The sequence below is a fragment of the Aeromonas simiae genome (genome assembly GCF_000820125.1).
Lineage (GTDB): Bacteria > Pseudomonadota > Gammaproteobacteria > Enterobacterales > Aeromonadaceae > Aeromonas > Aeromonas simiae.
The window spans coordinates 1-20,540 of record NZ_CDBY01000047.1 but is presented as its reverse complement, the minus strand read 5'-3'; the positions used below and the strand labels follow the sequence as shown (position 1 = coordinate 20,540).

The following is a 20,540-nucleotide window of genomic DNA, read 5'->3' as shown; positions in this document are numbered from 1 at the left end:
AGTAAAAAATACTGCGTGAATATAAATATTCATGTTGATCTGGATGCCGTCGATTTCATAAATCTCTGCTTCAGCAATCTATTAATAGCAATTTTTACAATTGGCATGCATTTCACCCGTACTTCTAGAGAATCAACAAGGAAAGTACCCATGTCAGAACTCAAAAAGTTCCAAGTCCAAACCGCTCGCCCGCTGCCGGTCATCGTGTTGGCCGACACCAGTGGCAGCATGTCGGTCGATGGAAAGATCGAAGCCTTGAACAAGGGACTCAAAGACATGATCAGCAGTTTTGCCAGCGAGAGCCGTCTGCGTGCAGAGATCCAGGTCAGTGTGATCACCTTTGGAGGTAGCCAGGCAGAGTTGAACCTACCTCTGACTCCGGCTCATCAGTTGCAAAGCTTCACACCGCTGGTGGCAGATGGTATGACCCCACTGGGCGGTGCTCTTTCGCTAGTTTGTGAGATGATCGAAGACAAAGACAGCATTCCTTCCCGCGCCTACAAGCCGGTGATCGTGCTGGTCTCCGATGGCTATCCCAATGATGACTGGCAAGGCCCATTTGCCAGCCTGGTCAATGGCGAACGCTCATCCAAGGCCACGCGCCTTGCTATGGCCATTGGTGCGGATTCGGATGAGATCATGCTCGGCGACTTCACCAACGACCCTGAGGCGCCGCTGTTCCATGCCGAGAATGCCCGCGACATTCACCGTTTCTTCCGTGCAGTGACCATGAGTGTCAGTGCGCGCAGTCAGTCGGCCACACCTAATCAGCACACGCCATTGCAGATCCCTAGTGCAGACGATCAAGACTGGGAATTCTGATGCGCATGCTGGCAGGCGGGGCTTCAGTGCGAGGCCCCGCACATCAGTTGGACGGCACTCCTAATCAGGATGCTCTGTGCGTAAGTGGTCTACGCGGCGGCTTGTGTATCGCCGTGGCAGATGGGCTAGGCAGTCGTCCACTTAGCCATCTTGGCTCCCGGAAAGCTGTCCAGCTGTTCAGGCAACTTGCCCGTCAGCGACAAGGAATGCTGCATGGCACGGTTGCTCTGACCCTGCGTGATGCCTGGCTTGCCCACTTTGGTGATCGATACAGGGCTCATGAAACGACCTGTTTGTGGGCTCAAGTGGATATTTATGGGCAAGGTATGGCTGGTCAGGTTGGGGATGGCATGCTGCTGGTTAGAAGTCAGGGTGTGTTCAAGGTGCTGACTAATCGGCGCCAAGGCTTTGGCAATCAGACGGCCACCTTGGCACAGGTGAATTCTCAGGATGGCTGCAGCGCCGAATTCGTGCTGACCCAGCCAGGCGATGGTGTATTACTGATGACTGACGGCATATCGGATGACCTGATTCCGGAACAGTTGGAGTCATTCTTCGATGCGATTTGCCAGCGCCAGTTGCGCAGCAGCAAACGCCGTATGCGCAAGTGGCTGACACGAGAACTGCACGGTTGGTCCACACCACGTCACGGCGATGATAAGACCATCGCTGGAATTTTCAGAACGGATTGAAGCAGATGACCGCGACTACGACAGCGCAGAAGAAACGTGTAGTGTATGACACCAAAGGCTCGGTTTATGAACTGCGGCAGGAATTGAGCCGGGGTGGCCAAGGGATCGTATACCGGACCCAGTATCCCCAGGCTTTGATCAAGGGCTTCACCAACAAGGATGAGCACGCTCGCCTGCGTTGGCAGCGGCATATCGCTTGGCTGATTCGTCAGAATCTCAGTGATCTGAAACTGGCCAGGCCATTGGCACTGCTGGCTGAGCCACGCTTCGGTTATGTCATGGAACTGATGGATGGTCTGGTTCCGTTGCAAGGCCTGCTCGACAGTTTCATCAATGCAGAAAATGAGGCGTCTGCCGATTATCTTCGGCAGGGTGGTCTGCGCCGGCGTATCCGTATTCTGAGCCAGCTGGCCAGAACACTGAATCAATTGCATGCGCGCGGCATGCTTTACGGCGATCTATCCCCGAGCAACATCTTCGTATCAGATGACCCCATCCATGCGGAAACCTGGCTGATCGACTGCGACAACATCAGTCTGGAAACGCACAGCGGCTTGACTTTGCACACGGCTGACTATGGTGCTCCAGAAGTGGTGCGCGGTGACGCGCTGCTGTCCAGCCTGACGGACAGTTGGAGTTTTGCGGTCATCGCCTATCAGTTGCTGACCCATAACCACCCCTTCAAGGGCGAGTTGGTAAGCAACGGTGAGCCAAATGAAGAGGAGGCTGCGCTGCGTGGTGAGCACCCTTGGATCTACGACACGCAGGATGATACCAATCAGTGTTTTGCCAATCTGCCGATTCAACTGGTGGAGCACAGCAAATTACCTGCACTTTTTTGCCGTTGTTTCGAGCAGGGGCTATGCAGCCCCTGCGAGCGCCCAAGCATGGCTGAGTGGCTCGAAGCCTTGGCTGAAATTGACGAGCACCTTTACTGCTGCGACGGTTGCGGCGGCACTACCTTGCTGCCTGCTGAGCTTGATTCACTCAATGAGGCGTCATGCTTTTTCTGCGACGAACCTGCCGATAGCCGGCTGGTGTTGTTCGAGGAGTTTATCACTCTGCCGGACGAAGCGGAGGGTTCGTCTGAGGAGCCTGGCAACATGATTGCCACCGGCCGTAAGGTATGGTTGCAACCGGGGGGAGATCTGGAGCTCAAGCGTTTGATGCCCACCTTCAGCTATGACCGCTGGCCTGCGGACCATCTCCGCATCGAGTACTCAGATCAGGGACTCGTCATCTACCCGCTGTCGCAGAGCAAGTTGCATCTGCAGCGGGGCTCAGTGAAGAAGCCACTGGAGCGTTACCAGGGACTCAAGGAAAGTCTGCGCGGACAGCACGAGGAGCCCTATCGGCTACATGTGGGTGAGCTGGCAGAGTCCCATGTCATTTGGCAGTTCCGGTGGTGATTACATATGGAATTTAAAGACTTTCCCCTGCTGTCCGAGGATGTGCTGGCGCTCTTTACAGATGAGCAAATCGACGGTTTTCAGGCTGGTCAGGTGATTTTTCTCCAGAGCTATCAGGATGAGTGGCTGGCGATACAGGGTGACTTACGTGTCAGGGTGAACTGCGCTCCGACTGATCATGGTCTCTTTAGCCGCCTGGTAATACGCGATCAGAGCCGCTGGCTGCTGACCAGCAAACAGAGCTGCCAGCTACTGGTGCAGTACTGCGCACCAGTCGAAGTGTCCACCATGCAGCTTGAACTTGGGGTCGACGAACTGATTACCGATGATCTCTACGGTAAACAGGAAATTGCCGATAAGAGCATCGACCTTGCCTGCCGATGGTTCGCGGAGCAGTTCCTGGTACGTGGGCAGGCCGAGGGTGACTGGCTCACCGTCGCACGCTTTAGCAACAGTGCCTCCAAGGGAGGCTTCCAATTGCTGGGCAATGGTTGGCGCGCCGATGTGGAGCAACGGCAGGACCGTGGACTGCTGATCAAGCGCCTTACCCGCCACTTGCGCCGTGACAGCGCGTTTTCTTTGCTGATCGGCCAGTTTGAGTTCCGTGATGCCTCTGTTGTCGCGGTTCTCAACAGCGGCAGTCAACAGGCGATACTGGATACTGCGCTGCGAGACAATGCCAGTTATTTGGAATTATGGAATCTCTACAACGATAAGGAATGGCAGAGTGCATTGCAGCAAGCCGAGAGCCTGCGTTCACTGCGCTTTGTGCAATGTGAAGGCGGCGAAGATGGACGTGAAAACCTCTGGCGTCTGACTCCGAAGTCACAGGACGACTACCGGGAGTTTCGTCAACGTTGGCGCAATCTCGAATTGCCAAGCGACACCCAGTTTGACCTGGGTACTGAGCGTCCCGACTGGGCGGAGGAGCTGAGCACCGACGAGGCAAAGACAGCCGCGAGTACACCGCGCGGCACCATCCGTTTTGAGCCTGACTGTGTTGTATTCAAGACGGCCTCGAACCGGCGTGATGTTCGCCCGAAACAGGATGAAGGTTGGCTCTACCTCTCGCTGGCAGGCCAGCGATCCGTAGGCAAGCGACGCCTTGCGGCAAAGCAGTCCATTGACTCGGGCAAGCGCTTGCCGCAGTTGAAGTGGCTCTTGGAGGGTATTGCGGTGCCAGCAGCCCGGCGGCGCCCCATCAAAGGGCTTACACCCTATGCGCAGGAAACCTTCAAGGGGGGAAAGCCTACAGAGAAACAGGCACTGGCTCTGGATGCTGCGCTCAATACTCCAGACCTGGCCATCATCATTGGCCCACCTGGTACGGGCAAAACGCAGGTAATCGCTGCGTTGCAGCGTCGCCTGGCTGAAGAGGCTGAAGAACGGGACATTTCCGCGCAGGTCCTGATCAGCAGCTTTCAGCACGATGCTGTAGACAACGCTCTGGATCGTAGCGATGTGTTCGGTTTGCCTGGAGCGCGCGTGGGCGGTAAGCGTGGTGCGAACGATGAGGCGTCGCTGATCGATCCCTGGCTAGAGCGGCATGCGGCCCATTTGCAGGAAAAAATTTCTACGGAGTACAGCAAGTACCCGGAACTGGAGTGCATCAGGGATCTATCGACCAGGTTGGCGATGGCCCGAGTTGTCGGTGCATCGCCAGTTCAACAGGCGGAAGCATTCGACCGCATTCTGGACGGATTGCGAGGCTTGGACCAGAGCGGTCTGGTATTGCCGCCCAAGCTGGAACATCAGCTCGAAGACTATATCGAGCAACTAAAGACGCAGGCGCCCAGCTTGGCCGAGAACCGGCCGGATGAGCAAGCCTTGCGACGCATTCGAGCACTACGTGTCGAGGCCTCTTCATTTGCAGATGATGGCCCAGATCGAGCCTGGAATTTGCTCAGTTGGTTGAAACGTCATAGCCAAGGCAGCAGTGCCGAGTTGCTGACATTGCTGCAAAACGCTGCGGATAGCTCGCAACTGGCGGAATCTGACCTACATGCGCTTGCGGACTGCCAGGCTCGTCTACTCAAACTGTATTTGCCCGACTACCGGCCTACGGAGTTGAAGCGTCAAGCCGACCCTGAGGGTCAGACTCTGCTTAATGAAGTCGACAGGCATCTAGAGCGCAAGTTGCGCCAGCGCAAACAGGGTGTAGCGTGGGTGCTAGAGCAGCTAGCCGACAGCCTGGCGATGGACCGTAATGCTGCTCAGGCTGTTGTCAATGAGTACTCCATGGTGGTGGGCGCAACCTGTCAGCAAGCTGCAGGCCGGCAGATGGCGAGTCTGAAGTCAGTGGCTGGGTTGAATAGCACCGATATTGAGTTCGACACCGTGGTGATCGATGAGGCCGCCCGTGCCAACCCTCTGGATCTGTTTGTGCCGATGTCCATGGCGAAGCGGCGCATCGTTCTGGTGGGCGATGACAGGCAGTTACCGCACATGCTCGAGCCTGACATTGAAGGGCAATTGCAGGAGGAGCACGAGCTGACCGAGCTGCAATTGGCTGCATTTCGATCCAGCCTGTTCGAGCGAATGCGCATAAAGCTGCAAGATCTGGAGAAGCAGGACACGATTCGCCGAGTCGTAATGCTGGACACTCAATTTCGAATGAACCCGACCCTGGGGGCGTTCATAAGTAAACAATTCTACGAGGCTGTTGGTCTAGGGACGGTACGCTCCGGCAGGGCTGCAGAGGATTTTGTCTTCTCCCATGATTTGCTGAACGCTCTTGGGGAGCTTGAGCCCCACTACCGAGGCCGAGTATGCCAATGGATCGACGTACCCGCTTCCCAGGGCAAGGACCATCGCCCTGGGATCGGAACGAGCAGGATCAGGGATATTGAGGCTCAGCGCATTGCTGAAGAAGTGGTAAGGCTGATGCAGGCCGGTGGTGACAGCCTTTCAATTGGCATCATCACCTTCTATGCGGCGCAACGTGATCTGATCATGGAGAAACTTTCTCGGCAGCAGATTGAAGGGGTTGCGTTGATGGAACAACGCAACGGCACCTATGAGCCACACGAGCATTTCAAATGGGCCAGAAAGGTACGAGGCGATGGCTCAGTCAGCCTCGAAGAGCGATTGCGTGTAGGCTCAGTCGACGCCTTTCAAGGCAAGGAGTTTGATATCGTCTTGCTCTCGTGCGTACGCACCTATCAGCAGGCAAGGCCTGGGCAATCGAGCGGCGATGTAGTCGCTGATCGTGAAAGGCAATTGAATCGCCAGTTTGGCTTCCTGCGTTTGCCGAACCGAATGAACGTGGCCATGAGTCGCCAGCGGCAAATGCTGATTTGTGTGGGTGATTCGGCACTGGCAACCAGTCCCGAGGCAGAGGAGGCGGTACCGGCATTGGCGGCCTTCTACCAGATGTGTGGAGGTGAACATGGCAGCCTTCGTTGAAACTGGCACATACCTCAGGTTCGGAGCCGCCCCGAGGGGCAAGAAAAAGCCGGTGCTCTGGCCTGTGCTGGTGTACCGAGTGTTGTATCCAGATGCCAAAAGGTCACAGTTAAATCTGTTTCAGCGTGCGGTACTGGGATTGATTCGTGCGCGCACTGTCCGTGGCGAGGCAATCGCGGATCTGACCGGACTTCACCAGAACCTGATTAAGCTGATATTGGCTCAAGGCGTGAGTAATGGCTGGCTGGTAGAGAATGCTCAAGCATTGACGGACAAGGGTGAGCGCCTGCTAGACGACGAGGAGACAGACGAGGCCAACCTGAAAACCGGCTATTTGCTGCAGGACGCGCTGACGGGGCAGTTTTGGCCGCGCCTTGTTGCTCAACTAAATCAACTGGAGCCAAAGGATCCGCTGGCTCACTACCCAGAATTCCTGGATGAAAGAAAGACCGGGTATAACATCAGACCGTACATGATCGCGAGCGGGAGAGCTGACCTACCTGCACTCGATCATGAGTCCTTGACGCTAGCCTACCGGAATTATCGCGAAGACTATCGCGCAAGCCAGCAGCTTGGCCAAGACAACCAACTGCCGAAACAAATCAGTTTGCAGGGCGTGCAGCGACTAGATGATGTACCGCAATCTGCGCGGGCGCTTATCTGGGTGACTGCTGATGACGATGGTGGTGGCCTGTGGTCAATCAACGATCCATTTGAACTGCGCGAGAATGCCTGGTGGCTGCAGGACACACTTCTTCAGGTGATTGAGGGTGACGCTAAACTGCTCGCTCGTCTTGAACCATTAGTGAATGTGCCGCGTGCCGACAACCAGAGTGTCGAGCAGTGGCTGGAGGCATTGCGGAAGCAGACTGAACTGCAGGTGCTAATTGAGTTCCCCTGGGTGGAACGTCAGCCTGATATCAAACGCCATTTGGCAGCACTGCTGGTCCGTAGAGAGAAGCTTCTTCAGGGCGACAGCCACGACCAAGAGCTGGACGCGGCAATGATGGAGTGCCAGAAACTGCTTGAGGTTGTCATGCAATGGCTGATTCGCAAGTACCCAGCCGATGCTGGGCAGCTACCAATACAACAACGGCCCGATCCGAAGCTCAATCAGCGAATTCTCTCAGCGTTGCAGATTCCTGCATTCACTGAGGAAGTTATCAGGCTGCTGTCTAGGCAGAGGATCGCTCAAGTTATCAGGGCCTGCTCCAGGCCTAGCGACTCACTTAAGGCACTACTGTTTGCCGCATCCATGGGCACTCTTAATGCTCAGCAACACCCGCTCAAGGTACTGGGTGATCGGGAGCTGCAGTTGGCCAAGCTCATGGAGCTCGCGGACCTTCGTAACCAGAGCAGTCACGCCCAGAGTCGTTTTACCGGACGAGATTCAACTCAACTTACTAGTAGCATGGCCTTGGGCAGTATCCAGTACGCCCTAAGCTTCACCGCATGTTTTAAGGAATGGATGTAATGGCGAAGAAGTTCTCAAACAAATTTGGTCCTCCCCAGATACCAGTGGCCGCATCTGTCACAAAAGGATCGCAACGTCCTTCGCTAGAGAAGCATGTCCCTACTTGGGTTGCTTCATTTGAGAATGCATCCAAGGTCTACCAATCGTTTAATATGAGTCTTGATATCCATGTCGAGCCTGATTGGTTACGCAGCGTGTTCGAGCGTTTCCAGTCCAACGGTGACACTGATCTTGCACTGTGGATTGAGCAGTTTGCGGATGTGAGCAAAGAGCTTGTGCAGTTCAAGGAACGTCTACGCGACGAAGCTGCCGAGCGTTGGGATGAGGCTAATAGGCTCGCTTTAGCTGTGGAAGTAAGGGAGCAAGCAATTTCGACAGCACAGCACACCCTTGAGCAAGAAACTGCTGTTTTGCAGCACGACAAGGCTGAGTTAGCGAGTGAGCAATCGCTGTTCTCCAAGAAGAAGTCGGAGCTGCTTGATAGCGAGCGCTCCCTGAACTTGCGCGAAGCAAACGCGCAGGCAGGTTTCGTTGAGCAAAACGAGCAAGCGTTACGCCAGTTGGAGGATCGTCAGCACCAACTGACGCAGCAGCATGAAGCTCATCTACAGCAGTTGCAGGAAGAGAAACGCCAGCTCGATAGCGAGCTCACGCACACAGCTAGGCACCTGGCCGCGGTAAAGTACAACTGTACTGAGGAGGAGGCTGAGCGTACCCGGCAGTTGGACCAGCGCGAGCAGGAAATAAAACAGAGCAAGATGGAGCTTGATCGTGTGCGTAGCAGGCTTGATCGTGAGTGGGATGAAATCAAGGTTGCGGAGAATGCCCTTGAGCAGCGCATCGCTGCTGATATGGAAGCCGAGCGTGCGAGTCATGAGCACGCAATTTCCAGGTTGGAGCGTCAACGTGACACCGCTTGGAGAAAATCCGAAGAATGGAGGGAGCAGCTGGCGGACATTCAGGAGCTCAAGCAGGCACTGGGTGAGCAATCTGGCAGAGAGATTTTGGAGCAGCTTGAAAGCTTGCGACAGGAAAACAGATCCCTCAAACGTAGTCTGGAGCAGTCGGACACTGCTGAGCTGCAGCGGGAAAATGAATACCTGCGCAGTAGCAAGGCCGATCTTGAGCGTGATATTTCGATGCTGAGGCCCGAGCTGGATGAGCTACGGCGCGAGCTGAGCATCAAGCGCGTCGCATCAACTGAGCTAGAGGCTGTGGCGCGGGAGAAGCGTGTGCTGGAGCAGCACAAAAATACGCTGGCCGTGCATATTGATGATCTTGAAAGCCGTATTGAGCAGCTTACCAACGCACAGAAAACCCAGACACCTTTCCCAGCCATGTCGCTTATGGACTCCGATCGTGAGTACCGAGCCAGCATGGAATTGGAAGAAGTCCCCGATCTCAAGTTGTTTGCTGTGGAACTGCAGCACCGGATCGCCAAGGCTGAAAAGCATGTAGAGCTGTTCTACCCACTCGAAGATATTCGCGTGCTGCTTGGCGGCTTGGCCATGAGCCAATTGCATGTCTTCCAGGGCATCAGCGGGACTGGCAAAACCAGCCTGGCCAAGGCTTTTGCCAAGGCTATGGGGGGCTTCTGTACAGACATCGCCGTGCAAGCCGGTTGGCGTGATCGCGATGATCTGCTGGGGCATTACAACGCGTTCGAGCGGCGTTTCTACGAGAAGGACTGCCTGCAGGCCCTGTACAAGGCACAGACACCTCGGTGGCAGGACACCTGCAACGTCATCCTGCTGGATGAAATGAACCTTTCGCGCCCCGAACAATACTTTGCCGAGTTCCTCTCGGCGCTGGAGAAGAACAATCGGGATGAGCGCTTGATCAGTCTGTCCGAGACGGCCTTACCAAATGCACCAGCCATGCTGCATGAGGGGCGCAAGATTCTGGTTCCAGGTAATGTCTGGTTTATTGGTACGGCCAACCACGATGAAACCACCAATGAGCTGGCTGATAAAACCTATGACCGTGCTCATGTGATGACGCTGCCCAAGCAGGATCATCGTTTCAATATCAAGAAACTGGAGTCTGCGAGCTATTCCTATTCCTCCCTTCGCAAGGCATTTGTCCGCGCCCGCACAGAGCGAAAGGGGGAAGTTATTGAATTGCTACAGCGCTTGACCGGGGACGGCTTCACTGAGCAGTTGGGTAGCCAATTTGCGCTTGGGTGGGGCAATCGCTTCGAAAAGCAGGCGATGGATTTCATCCCGGTGATGCTGGCAAGCGGTGCCTCTTCAGGCGATGCACTGGATCACTTGCTGTCTACTCGAGTCATGCGTTCGGGCAAGGTCACTGGTCGCTACAACGTTGGTGTTGATGCAGTCAGAAGCTTGAAAGACGCCTTGGAGACTTTGTGGATCAAGGCTGATCTTGATGGGGAACCGGTAAAATCCCTCGAGATGCTGGATGCAGATATTCGACGCCTGGAAGGTCGTAACTGATGTGGCTTGACCGACTCACAGGGGAGCAATGTCGTCAGTTACCACCTGTAATCGAGCAGGGGCGCTATCAACTTGCAGCCAGTAGCCATACCTTCAATGGGCACACACCTGCTTTTTCTGGTGTTCTGGTGAGCGATGGAGGCGAGCGGTGCCAATTGGGAGGTGAGGTGTGCTCTTTTGTTATGCCGCAGCAAGCTCAGGCCGTCCAATTGGATCAGCTGTGCAAAGCAATAGAGACCATTGACGCTGATATACGTCGAACCGAGTTGATGTCGCCGTTGATGCCTGCAGCGATCATTGACACCCAAAGTCACCTACTTTCCTTTGAGGAGTGCTTGCTTGACGTGGTGCAACAAGGGCATTTACATCAGATATCACAACGACCACGTCTGGATTTGCACTATCAGGATGAGGTAGCTGATGTCGCGCGTGCACGGCGACTGGCAAAAGGGGCTCTGGTGCATCTGGCATCGCATTCAGAGTGCTGGCAGCGGCAGACGCTGAGCGGTGTGATTCCCAAAAAAGTGCTTGCTCGATTTAGCGAAGATGACTATGGGATCTATGAGAACCGTGTTTTTGCCAGGCTACTGGACAAAATCGAGCGTCACTTGTGGAGCCGCCTGTTAGCGCTGAAGAACCTGCAGGCAACCCTGAGTCAGGCGCTGGAGTTTTATCGATCAGAAGAGATTGACTACCGTCTTTCCCACGAGGTTTGCCGGCTCTGGGGGATGGCATTTGACCAAGCTACGACCAGCAGGACTTCTGAGCTTCTTGGCAAAACACTAGGGACTCTTCAGCGCCTGCACCGAACCATTTCGGGGTTGCAGCAAAGCGGCCTATACCTGCTAGTCAGCCGGCAAGCACAGGTCACGGGCTCGTTGCATCTGACCAACGTTCTTAGCCATGACCCTCATTATCGGCATTTAGCGATTCTTTGGGATCTTCTGGACAAGACGACGCTCAGTACTCGAACAACACCCGAAGAGCGGTTCCGGCAGAACCAGTACCTGGCACATGCCTATTCGCGTTATGCAGGCCTGGTACTGCGTCATGCGTTGCACCCGTATCTGCATGGGAATGACGAGGGTATATGGGCGGGTAGAACCATACAGCTCCAGCAAAGTGGGCTTGAGTGGCGGCTGGTGAGCATTGCTTCAGGTGAGCACTATGCTGACGAAACCTTGCTCACGGTGGTGCCTTGGTTGAGCAGTACACCTGTATCAGAGGAGCTTCAGCAACTCCCTGTGGATAGATTCATTGCTTGGCCAAATATTGGCCAGGAGTCTCATCAGGCTGCACATCAGGTGCAGTGGATTACACTATCCCCTTCTGACATGTACTGCGTGGAGCGCTTTGGCCTGCTCATTGATCAAGTTCTTTACCGTAAGGTGCTGCAGGCTTATGGGAAACCTCTCAACAAAATTCCAGCAACGGTGCTGGCATTGGCTGATGGGATTCCCGGTTTACATGTTGACCATCGGGCGCACGCACTGGAAGTACGAGAGGTCGTGTCCGACGAGGCCGTTGATATGTTGAAAAATGCCTTGATTGCGGTAAACGCAACTCATCAGGGAGTCGCTCTGGAGCGGCTCAATCATGGGCTGCTCGCCTTGGAAACATGCCCGGTCTGTAGGACAAGGGCAGATCTGTTTTATCAGGATCCTGCTGGCTTCAGGGCGAACTGCGAAGGATGTGGTACTGTACGCTATCTGCGACAGCAAAATGATCTATTAGTATTTGATCAGATTGTTTCAGGGCGCATGGACTTTCGAACCTTGGGGCGCAGAGCTTTTTCTATGCAGATTTAGTTCTGAGGTGTTGAACACCCAGAGCAGTTGATCAGCGCGCAAAAATGACCAAGTTTCCGGGGATTTCAGCGTCCATAGTTGGCCACCCCGGTTTGCCAAGCCTTCAATCAATGACGGTGAATCAGGTAGAGATTGCAGCCATAGATCCGGATTTTGATCGAGGCTACTGCCTCTATCCCTAATGGAATTCGCTGACCGGCTCCTATATCAATTTTTCGCACTTGAAAGTGCCTTGACGTCGATGATGCGGACGCTGGGGCATCTGGTTGGCCGATTCAAAGTGCGTCGCCTGATGAAGGAAGCGGGACTGGAGTCCAAGCAACCCGGCTCTCATGCCTACAAGGTCGCCCGGGCTGAACGACCAGACATCCCGCATCTGCTGGCGCGTGAATTTGCGGCCCCGCAGCCCAATCAGGTGTGGTGCGGCGACATCACTTACGTAGTATGGGCAGGTGGCCGCTGGCATTACCTGGCTGCGGTGCTCGACCTCCACACCAGACGGGTTGCAGCATGATGGTGCTCCATACGCCATCACCCCACCGTGTTGGACGCGGCAGGGAAGGCGATGTGTTTGGTTAATGGGTTGGCAAATGTGGTGGTGGCAACAAGATTGGCTAGCTGTGTTCAGGCTGCTAGTGTGTCCGGGGTGTAGTCGTGCAACGGAATGTGGTAACTGGTAGCTAGCAGGGTGTCTAGCTGGGTTAGCCAGCGGTGATCTGAGTTGTTGTACAGCCATTGCGTCAATACATTGCCCTGTTCGTTTTCATAGCGCATGTAGTGTAGTGGACTTGCCCTTGCTCCTGTCCAAAGAAAGCCAGACTTGTGTAACCTCAGCCAACATGTAATGGCATACCCAATGGCATACTGAAAAACACATAAAAACAAAAAACCCAACCTAATCAATAGGTTGGGCTTAATAAATGGCGGAGAGACAGGGATTCGAACCCTGGGTGGTATTGCTACCACAATTGATTTCGAGTCAATCCCGTTCGGCCACTCCGGCATCTCTCCGTGGCGCTATGTTTTACCCAAGCCGCTCCCAAAAAGCAAACAACTTTTCCTGTAGGATCAAGCAAGTGGCTGCTTTTTCATCACCGCAATCCCGCAGGCTGCCCCACCGGAGGAGCAAGCGCGCCAGCGCATCGCCATCAACCGCGCACAGGGAGCCGTGCCAGCCCCTTTCGCACAGCGGCGCCTCATCCCCCAGTCACCAGTCACCAGTCACCAGTCACCAGTCACTACAAGAGTGATACCGCCAGACATAAATGAGAATTTAAATCATTTAAACGATTGAGATGAGAATGGCTTTCATCTAGGATCTGCCCTCCCATTCAGCGCAGATAACAACAAATGAGAATAAAATCAATATTTTGCATTGCAGTCGTTGGCACAACACCTCTGCTTGGTATGGCTAATGAGGCCCCTTCGGCAGCCAGCACCACCGCATCCCCTGTGGCCGATGAGACCCTCACCGTGCTCGGCCGGGCCCGCACCCATTACCGGGTCGACGAGAGCAACCTGGCCACCGGCACTGATACCGAGCTGGCCCGCACCCCTCAGTCGGTACAGATCCTCAACCAGACCCTGATCGAGGATCAGGCCGCCCGCCAGGTGACCGATCTCTACCGCTCCATCAGCGGGGTGAGCCAGTACTCCTACTCAGGGGTCACCTTTCGCGGCTTTCGCCAGGAGGAGATCCGCTACGACGGGCTGCGCGGCGATCCCTTTGCCGGTTTTGCCATCCCCCAGCTGGCCAACATAGCGCAGGTGCAAGTGCTCAAGGGGCCAGCCGGCGCCCTGTTTGGCAGCGGCGAGCCGGGCGGCCTCATCAACTACGTGACCAAGCAGCCCTCGGCCAAGGCCAAGCGCAGCCTCAAGGTGACTGGCGGTAACCAGGACTTTCTCGGCACCCAGCTCGACATGACCGGCCCCCTCGATGAAGCCGGTGAGCACAGCTATCGCCTCGGTTTCTATCAGGATCACGAGAACCCATCACGCTGGAACAGCGACACCCGCAACCGCATCATCGATCTCGGCTACGGCTGGCAGATGAGCGACGCCACCCGCCTCACCGCCCAGTACACCCACATCGACCAGATGCTCGGCGGGGCGCGGCTGCGCGGGGTGCCGACCGATGACGATGGCAACTTCCTGGCCAATATCGACTGGAATGCCAACGAAGCGAGCGATCACCAACGTCTCGCGGCCAACGTCTACCAGCTGCGCCTCGGCCATGAGTTCAGCGATACCCTGAGCGGCGAGCTGGCCGGGCGTTACTATCGCAACGAGGAGCGTCAGGCCTATCACGAGCCCTCGGCGCTCAAAGACAGCAACGACGACGAGATCAACGACTGGGTCGACAGGGAGTTTCGCAACCAGCGCTACCAGCACGACGGCCTGACCCTGGCCGGTCACCTCACCGCCCGGCTTGGCGCTCACACCCTGCTGACCGGGGCCGACTACTACCGCTATCACCAAGACTACCTCTACTACCGGGCACGCAAGAAAGACGGGGTAGGAGGGCTGAGCCTGACCGACCCTCAATACGGCAGCAGCAGCGCCAGCTATAAGCAGTCGCTCGCCAAGTCCAGCGACACCACCTCGGAGCGCTACGGCCTGTTTGTGCAGGATCAGTGGGCACTCACCTCGCGCTGGGATGTGCTGGGGGGTGTGCGCCTCGACGGCTACCGAGATCGCATCGATGACAGGGTGAGCCTGCGCCGCGACAGCGACAGTGGCAGCGCCCCGAGTTATCGCCTTGGCACCACCTACGAGCTGAGCCAGCAGCTGCGCCCCTACACCCTCTGGTCGACCGGTTATGTGCCGCAGGATGCCGGCAGCCAGGCCAGCAGCAAGGGGGGCCCTTTCGATCCGCAAAAGAGCAACCTGTGGGAAGGGGGCGTGCGCAGCTACTGGTTTGATGATGCCATCAACCTCAACCTGGCCACCTACCGCATCGTCAAACAGAACGTGCTGCAAACCGACCCCAACGACACCGACCGCATGGTGGCCTATGGCAAGGTGCTGAGCAAAGGGGTCGAGGTAGACCTGATGGGGGACATCGCCGAGTACTGGGTGATGAACCTCTCCTATGCCTACAACGACACCCGCATCAAGCAGGCCTATGAGGGGATGAGTGGCGCGGTCGGCCAGCGCTTTGCCAATGCCCCGCACCAGCAGTTCGGGGCATGGACCCGCTATGATCTGCCGCTGATCGACTCTGCCGTCTCGTTTGGCATGGATTACGTGAGCGATCAGCTCAACCAGAGCGGCCAGAAGGTCAAACCCTACAGCGTCTTCGACGCCGCCTGGCAGACCAAATGGCAGGCATGGGAGGTGCAGCTCAACGTGAAGAACCTGTTTGACAAGGAGTACGCGGTGAGCGGCTTTATCGACCGCACCGGCCACTTCCCAGGCGAGGGGCGCCGGGTCTATCTGGGGGTCACCCGCCAGTTCTGAGCCAAGCCCCACCAGCTCACCTCAAGCAAGGGCGGGATCCCCGCCCTTTCATGCCACTTTGTCGGAATTTTCCTACCCAATGCAGGCCAACTTTGATGTGATCACGCAGTTTAACCGCCAAGCTGGGATAGAATAACCACATCACCATTTCGATGACCCCCTATGTTGCGATCCCTGCTGCCACTGCTCCTGCTGCTCACAACCCTGCCGGCCTTAGCCCTGACCCTCGATAACCGCGACTACGTCATCCCCAAACTACATGGGGAGACGCCGTCTGCCCGTCACTGGCTCGAGCGCAATGGCACGCTGCGGGTCGGCCTGCTTGAAAACCCCTACCGCCCCTTTAGCATCATGACGCCGGATCGCCGCCTTGAGGGGATCACCGCCGACTACCTCGGCCTGCTCGAAGGGGCGCTGCACCGCACGCTGACGCTGCGCTCCTATGCCAGCCAGGAGGCGGCACTTGCGGCGCTGCACCGGGGTGATATCGACATCTATCACCTTGGCAACCGGCTGCTGCGCGGCGAGGCCCGCCAGGGACTGCGCCTGAGCACCCGCTACTTCAGCAACAACGCCAGCTTCTTCGCCAGCCAGCCAGGGGCCCCACTTCCGCTCGGCAAGCCCCAGAAGGTGGCCGCCGTGCAAGGGCAAGTCGACGTCGAGCGCTTCACCCGCGCCTACCCGAACTGGACGCTGCTCTTCTACCCCGACAACCAGCAGGCGCTCGATTCCCTCTATTTCGGCCAGAGCGATCTGCTGCTGTGCGATCTCCACTCGGCCTACTACCTCGGCAGCGCCCGCTTCGACAAATTGCAGACACTGGGCGATGCCTATCCCGGCCTCACCAGCAGTGGCTTTCGTTTCGTCACCCGCGCCGGAGATCACGAGCTGACCGACCTGCTCAATCAAGCGCTGGAGCAGGTGGACGAGCAGACCCGCCACCTCATCTTCAACAACTGGAGCGGCCCCCAACCTCACGGCCACAGCGATGAGGCGCAGATCTACAGCGCCGACGAGCGAGCCTGGCTGGCCCAGGCCCCCCCCATCAAGGTCTGGTTGATGGAGGATCTCTACCCCTATGGGCTGCGCGATCAGGATGGCGAGCGCATCGGCATGACCATCGATCTGCTTGAGCACATCAGCCGGCGCAGCGGCTTGCGCTTTGAATTCGTGCGCTATGACACCGAGGCCAAACTGGTGCGCGCCATGGAGAGCGGCAAGGTGGATCTGATCGGTGCCATCTCCCGCGAGGTGGCGCAAGAGTTCAACCTGCTCCCCTCCATGCCCTACTCGTCGAGCGACATCTATGTGATCGTCGGCAAGCCGGAGCGACCGGCTCGTCAGCTCAGCGAGCTGGCCGGCGAACGGGTGGCGCTGAGCCGCTATAACCCGCTGCGCAACCGGCTGACCGGCAGCGAGCTGCACTATGCCGACACGCCGCAGCAGGCCATGGCCTGGGTGGCGTCCGGCGAGGTGGAGCACGCCATCGTGCCCCTCTATTTCGCCCGCCACGGGTTGGGGGAAGGGAGCAAACTGCCGTTGCAGATCCAGGCCAGGGCCAGTGACGAGCCCCTCAACATGGGCATGGCGGTGCAGCCAAGCCGGCAGCGCCTGTTGCAGATCATCAACAAGACCCTGCGCGCCATGCCGCCCAACGAGCTAGCGCTGCTCAACCATAACTGGCAACGCCAGAAGATCCCGCAACCGAGTTTGCTGGAGCGCCATCAGCAGGCGCTGACTCTGCTGCTGCTGCTGCTGGCAGCCGCCATCTTGTTGCTGCTCTATCGCAACCGCCTGCTGCGCCGGCTGGCCCAGAGCCAGCAGCACCAGCAAAACCAGCTCAAGGAGCACCTGCGCTTCATCGAGGCGCTGATAGAATCACTCCCCCACCCCATCATGTTGCGGGACAAGGCCGGCCATGTGCTGCGCTGCAACCAGCACTATCTCGATTTCATGGGTAAGGAGCGCTCGCAGATCACCGGCCGCGAGTTTGCCGCCACCCTCGGCAATACCCTCGACGAGCAGACGGTCAACGAGCTGGAAGCCGACTTTGCCGCCGTGCTGCAACGCCGCCGCGGCATCTTCCGCGATCGGCTGTTCCGGGGCCCTAACGGCAGAGAGCAACAGGTCTATCACTGGACCGTGCCCTATTTTGATCACGACAAGCGCTTAAGTGGGGTCATCAACGGCTGGATTGACATCAGCGAGCGCAAGCGCCTTGAGACCGAGCTCATCGCCGCCAAGCAGCAGGCCGATGCGGCCAACCAGGCCAAGAGCCACTTCCTCGCCACCATGAGCCACGAGATCCGCACCCCCATGAACGCCCTGCTCGGGGTGCTTGAGCTGGCCATGCACGATGGGGGAAAGGCCGATCGCGATTATCTGAACCTGGCCTCTGACGCCGCCCACAGCCTGCAAGCCCTGCTCGGGGATATCCTCGACATCTCGACCATAGAGGCGGGACAGATTGCGCTGCACCCGACCCGCTGTGACCCGGTAGCCCTGATTGGCTCTCTGGTTACCCTGTTCCAGACCGAGGCCAGCCGCAAGGGCATCAGCCTCGCTTTAAACGCCACCGCCCCTGAGCCACCGCTCTGGGTCATGGCCGACGGGCAACGGCTGCGCCAGATTGTTACCAACCTGCTCAGCAACGCCATCAAGTTCACCAAGGCGGGGGGCGTCGAGGTAACGCTGACCCTGAACCCCGGCGACCCGACCCGTCTCGCCCTCTGCGTCAGCGACAGCGGCAGCGGCATCGCCCCCGAGCATCTGGCGCACCTTTCCACCCCCTTCTACCGGGGCGGCGCCGCGCGCCATGTTCCGGGAACCGGGCTTGGTCTTAACATCGCCCGCCAACTGTGCGAGCTGATGGGCGGGGAGTTGCAGCTAGAGAGCACGCCCGGCGTGGGCACCCGTGCCAGCCTCACCCTGCCGCTGCCGATGGCCGATGGCCCGGCGCAGCCGCCACGCCCCTCACAGACGGGCGCCGTACAAGGGCTGCGGCTGCTGGTGGTGGACGATCACACCCCAAACCTCATCTTGCTGCGCCAGCAGCTCAAGCATCTGGGGCACGAGGCCATTCTCTGCACCAGCGCCGCCGAGGCGCTACAGAAGCTGGCACGCGAGCCCGTACAGCTGATCGTCACCGACTGCCAGATGCCGGAGATGGACGGCTTTGCCCTCACCCGCGAGCTGCGAAGCCGCGGCGTCACCACGCCCATCTGGGGTTATACCGCCCACGCCATGGCCGAGGAGCGCGAGCGCTGCCTGGAAGCCGGCATGGACGAGTGCCTGTTCAAGCCCATCTCGCTCGCCCGCCTGAAGGCCCAGCTCGAACGCCAGTTCGGCTGACTACTCGTAGGCCCGCAGCCAGCGCCGCAGCAAGTCGGCCAGCTGGCGCTGCTCGGCCTCGCTCAGGGGGTCGAGCAGGCGCCACTCGTTGTGCACATGGGCCGCCACCGCCTTGTCGATCACCGCGCGCCCCTCGTCGGTGAGCGCCACCAGCAGGCTGCGCCGATCGCAAGGAGAGGGCTGGCGGGCGATCCACCCCTGGCGCTCGAGCTTGTCGAGGCGCGCCGTCATGGCGCCCGAGGTGAGCATGGTGCTCTGGTAAAGCGCCGTGGGCGTCAGCGGCTCGCCGGCCCGGCGCAAGGTGGCGAGCACGTCAAACTCGCCGCTGGCCAGCCCCTGCTCCTTGATCCCCTCGTCAATATCGCGTCCGGCCAGGGCCGCCATGCGCGCCACCCGGCCAAAGATGGCCATGGGCCAGCAGTCGAGATCCGGCCGCTCGCGGGCCCACTGGGCCAGCAGGGCGTCAACATGATCCCGCTCATCGGATTGTTCGTGGTTCATGATGAATTTGTCTTTATGAAAAGATACTTGATGATAAAGCAACTCCCCTCTAGATTAGCTTCACATCAAGATACTTAAAGGAAAGCAACCTGTGGCCTACCTCATCGCCCTCATCGCACCGCTCACCTGGGGCAGCACCTATGCCCTGGTGAGCCTGAGCCTAGACGGGCTCTCGCCGTACTGGGTCGCCTGCTGGCGCGCCCTGCCGGCGGGGCTGTTACTGCTACTGCTGCGCCCGCGCCTGCCCGAACTCGGCTGGGGCAGGCTCTTGCTGCTGGCCTTTTGCAACATCGCCGCCTTCTTCGCCCTGCTGTTTCTCGGCGCCTATCGCCTGCCAGGGGCGGTGGCGGGCACCCTTGGCGCCACCCTGCCGCTGATCTTGCTGCTGCTCGCCTGGCTACTCGACGGCAGTCGCCCATCCCTGCGCTGGGTGCTGCTGGCACTGCTCGGGCTCGCCGGCGTCTTGCTGCTGCTCAACCCCTCGGCCAGATTGGACCCGATCGGCGTGGCCTGCGCCCTCGCCGCCGCCCTGCTGATCGGCATTTCGGCGCGCTGGATGCAGCGCTGGCCACTCGGTGACTTGCTCACCCTCACCGGCTGGCAGCTGCTGCTGGGGGGGCTGATGCTCATCCCCATCGCCTGGACCCTGGCCGGCCCCATGCCGCTGCCAAGCGCCCACGCCCTGCCGGGGCTTAGCTATCTGGTGCTGGTCAACACGGCGCTCGCCTACTGGGCTTGGCTGTGGGGGCTGCGCCGCCTCGGCGCCCAGGTGATGAGCATGTTGGCCCTGACCAACCCCGTGGTGGCGGTGAGCCTCGGCGTGCTGCTGGTGGGCGAAACCCTCGGCCCCCTGCAATGGGGCGGCATCGCGCTGATCCTGCTCTCGCTGCTGCTGATGAAACTGCCGCTTAAACGGCGCGCCGCCTAAGGACTTATCCCTCCAAGCGAGCGCACAGCTCCATTGCGATAAGGCCGTTTGCTAGGCCCGGGGCTTCTTCCGCCCAGTGAGGGCGCAATCTTCCCGGCCAGTGAGGGCGCCATCAGACGCCATGCCATCAAAGATGGGCGCCCCTTAAGGCGCCCTCGGTCTGCTTTTACACCGCCACTTTATATCGCCACCCAACCGTAAGCCCTGCCGCCCTCTGGCCCTCCCCGGTCAGAGT

The 20,540-nt window shown here is 58.2% G+C and carries 11 protein-coding genes, 1 tRNA gene and 1 pseudogene; 11 read left to right on the top strand and 2 right to left on the bottom strand.

Annotation, left to right across the window (positions count from 1 at the left end; translation table 11 throughout):
- The first annotated feature begins 150 nt into the window (after window positions 1-150).
- From BN1134_RS08365 to BN1134_RS08330, 8 genes and pseudogenes are all read left to right on the top strand, one after another.
- Window positions 151-822, top strand: a complete 672-nt coding sequence (locus tag BN1134_RS08365; RefSeq protein WP_042046551.1) for a vWA domain-containing protein — start codon at window positions 151-153, stop codon at window positions 820-822.
- Complete coding sequence (locus BN1134_RS08360; RefSeq protein ID WP_042046550.1) at window positions 822-1,514, top strand: PP2C family serine/threonine-protein phosphatase; 693 nt, start codon at window positions 822-824, stop codon at window positions 1,512-1,514. The genes BN1134_RS08365 and BN1134_RS08360 overlap by 1 nt, the downstream gene beginning before the upstream one ends.
- Window positions 1,515-1,519: 5 nt before the next feature.
- Window positions 1,520-2,923 carry a protein kinase domain-containing protein gene (locus tag BN1134_RS08355; protein ID WP_042046549.1) on the top strand — a complete coding sequence of 468 codons (1,404 nt, stop codon included), beginning with the start codon at window positions 1,520-1,522 and terminating at the stop codon, window positions 2,921-2,923.
- A gap of 6 nt (window positions 2,924-2,929) precedes the next feature.
- Window positions 2,930-6,328 (top strand): DEAD/DEAH box helicase, encoded by a 3,399-nt coding sequence (locus BN1134_RS08350; protein ID WP_042046548.1) that lies wholly within the window; start codon window positions 2,930-2,932, stop codon window positions 6,326-6,328.
- Window positions 6,312-7,802 (top strand): hypothetical protein, encoded by a 1,491-nt coding sequence (locus BN1134_RS08345; RefSeq protein ID WP_042046547.1) that lies wholly within the window; start codon window positions 6,312-6,314, stop codon window positions 7,800-7,802. Before BN1134_RS08350 ends, BN1134_RS08345 begins: the two co-directional genes overlap by 17 nt.
- Window positions 7,802-10,258, top strand: a complete 2,457-nt coding sequence (locus BN1134_RS08340; RefSeq protein WP_042046546.1) for an AAA family ATPase — start codon at window positions 7,802-7,804, stop codon at window positions 10,256-10,258. The genes BN1134_RS08345 and BN1134_RS08340 overlap by 1 nt, the downstream gene beginning before the upstream one ends.
- Window positions 10,258-12,066: a hypothetical protein gene (locus BN1134_RS08335; protein ID WP_198133158.1), complete on the top strand. Its 1,809-nt coding sequence runs from the start codon at window positions 10,258-10,260 to the stop codon at window positions 12,064-12,066. Before BN1134_RS08340 ends, BN1134_RS08335 begins: the two co-directional genes overlap by 1 nt.
- A 229-nt stretch (window positions 12,067-12,295) precedes the next feature.
- Window positions 12,296-12,571 (top strand): annotated as a pseudogene (locus BN1134_RS08330) (DDE-type integrase/transposase/recombinase); the annotation flags it as partial.
- Between the two features lie 416 nt (window positions 12,572-12,987).
- Here BN1134_RS08330 and BN1134_RS08325 read toward each other — a convergent pair.
- Window positions 12,988-13,077: transfer RNA gene (locus tag BN1134_RS08325), tRNA-Ser, on the bottom strand.
- Between the two features lie 396 nt (window positions 13,078-13,473).
- Here BN1134_RS08325 and BN1134_RS08320 point away from each other — a divergent pair.
- Both BN1134_RS08320 and BN1134_RS08315 read left to right on the top strand, forming a co-directional pair.
- Entirely contained in the window at window positions 13,474-15,525 is a 2,052-nt protein-coding gene (locus BN1134_RS08320; RefSeq protein ID WP_042046542.1) for a TonB-dependent siderophore receptor, read from the top strand.
- A 162-nt stretch (window positions 15,526-15,687) separates the two neighbouring features.
- Window positions 15,688-18,876, top strand: a complete 3,189-nt coding sequence (locus tag BN1134_RS08315) for an ATP-binding protein (protein WP_042046541.1) — start codon at window positions 15,688-15,690, stop codon at window positions 18,874-18,876.
- Here BN1134_RS08315 and BN1134_RS08310 read toward each other — a convergent pair whose 3' ends face one another.
- Complete coding sequence (locus BN1134_RS08310; protein ID WP_042046539.1) at window positions 18,877-19,377, bottom strand: MarR family winged helix-turn-helix transcriptional regulator; 501 nt, start codon at window positions 19,375-19,377, stop codon at window positions 18,877-18,879.
- 91 nt (window positions 19,378-19,468) lie between these two features.
- On the opposite strand from BN1134_RS08310, the gene BN1134_RS08305 reads away from it, so the two are divergent.
- Complete coding sequence (locus BN1134_RS08305) at window positions 19,469-20,305, top strand: DMT family transporter (RefSeq protein WP_042046538.1); 837 nt, start codon at window positions 19,469-19,471, stop codon at window positions 20,303-20,305.
- Window positions 20,306-20,540 lie beyond the last annotated feature (235 nt).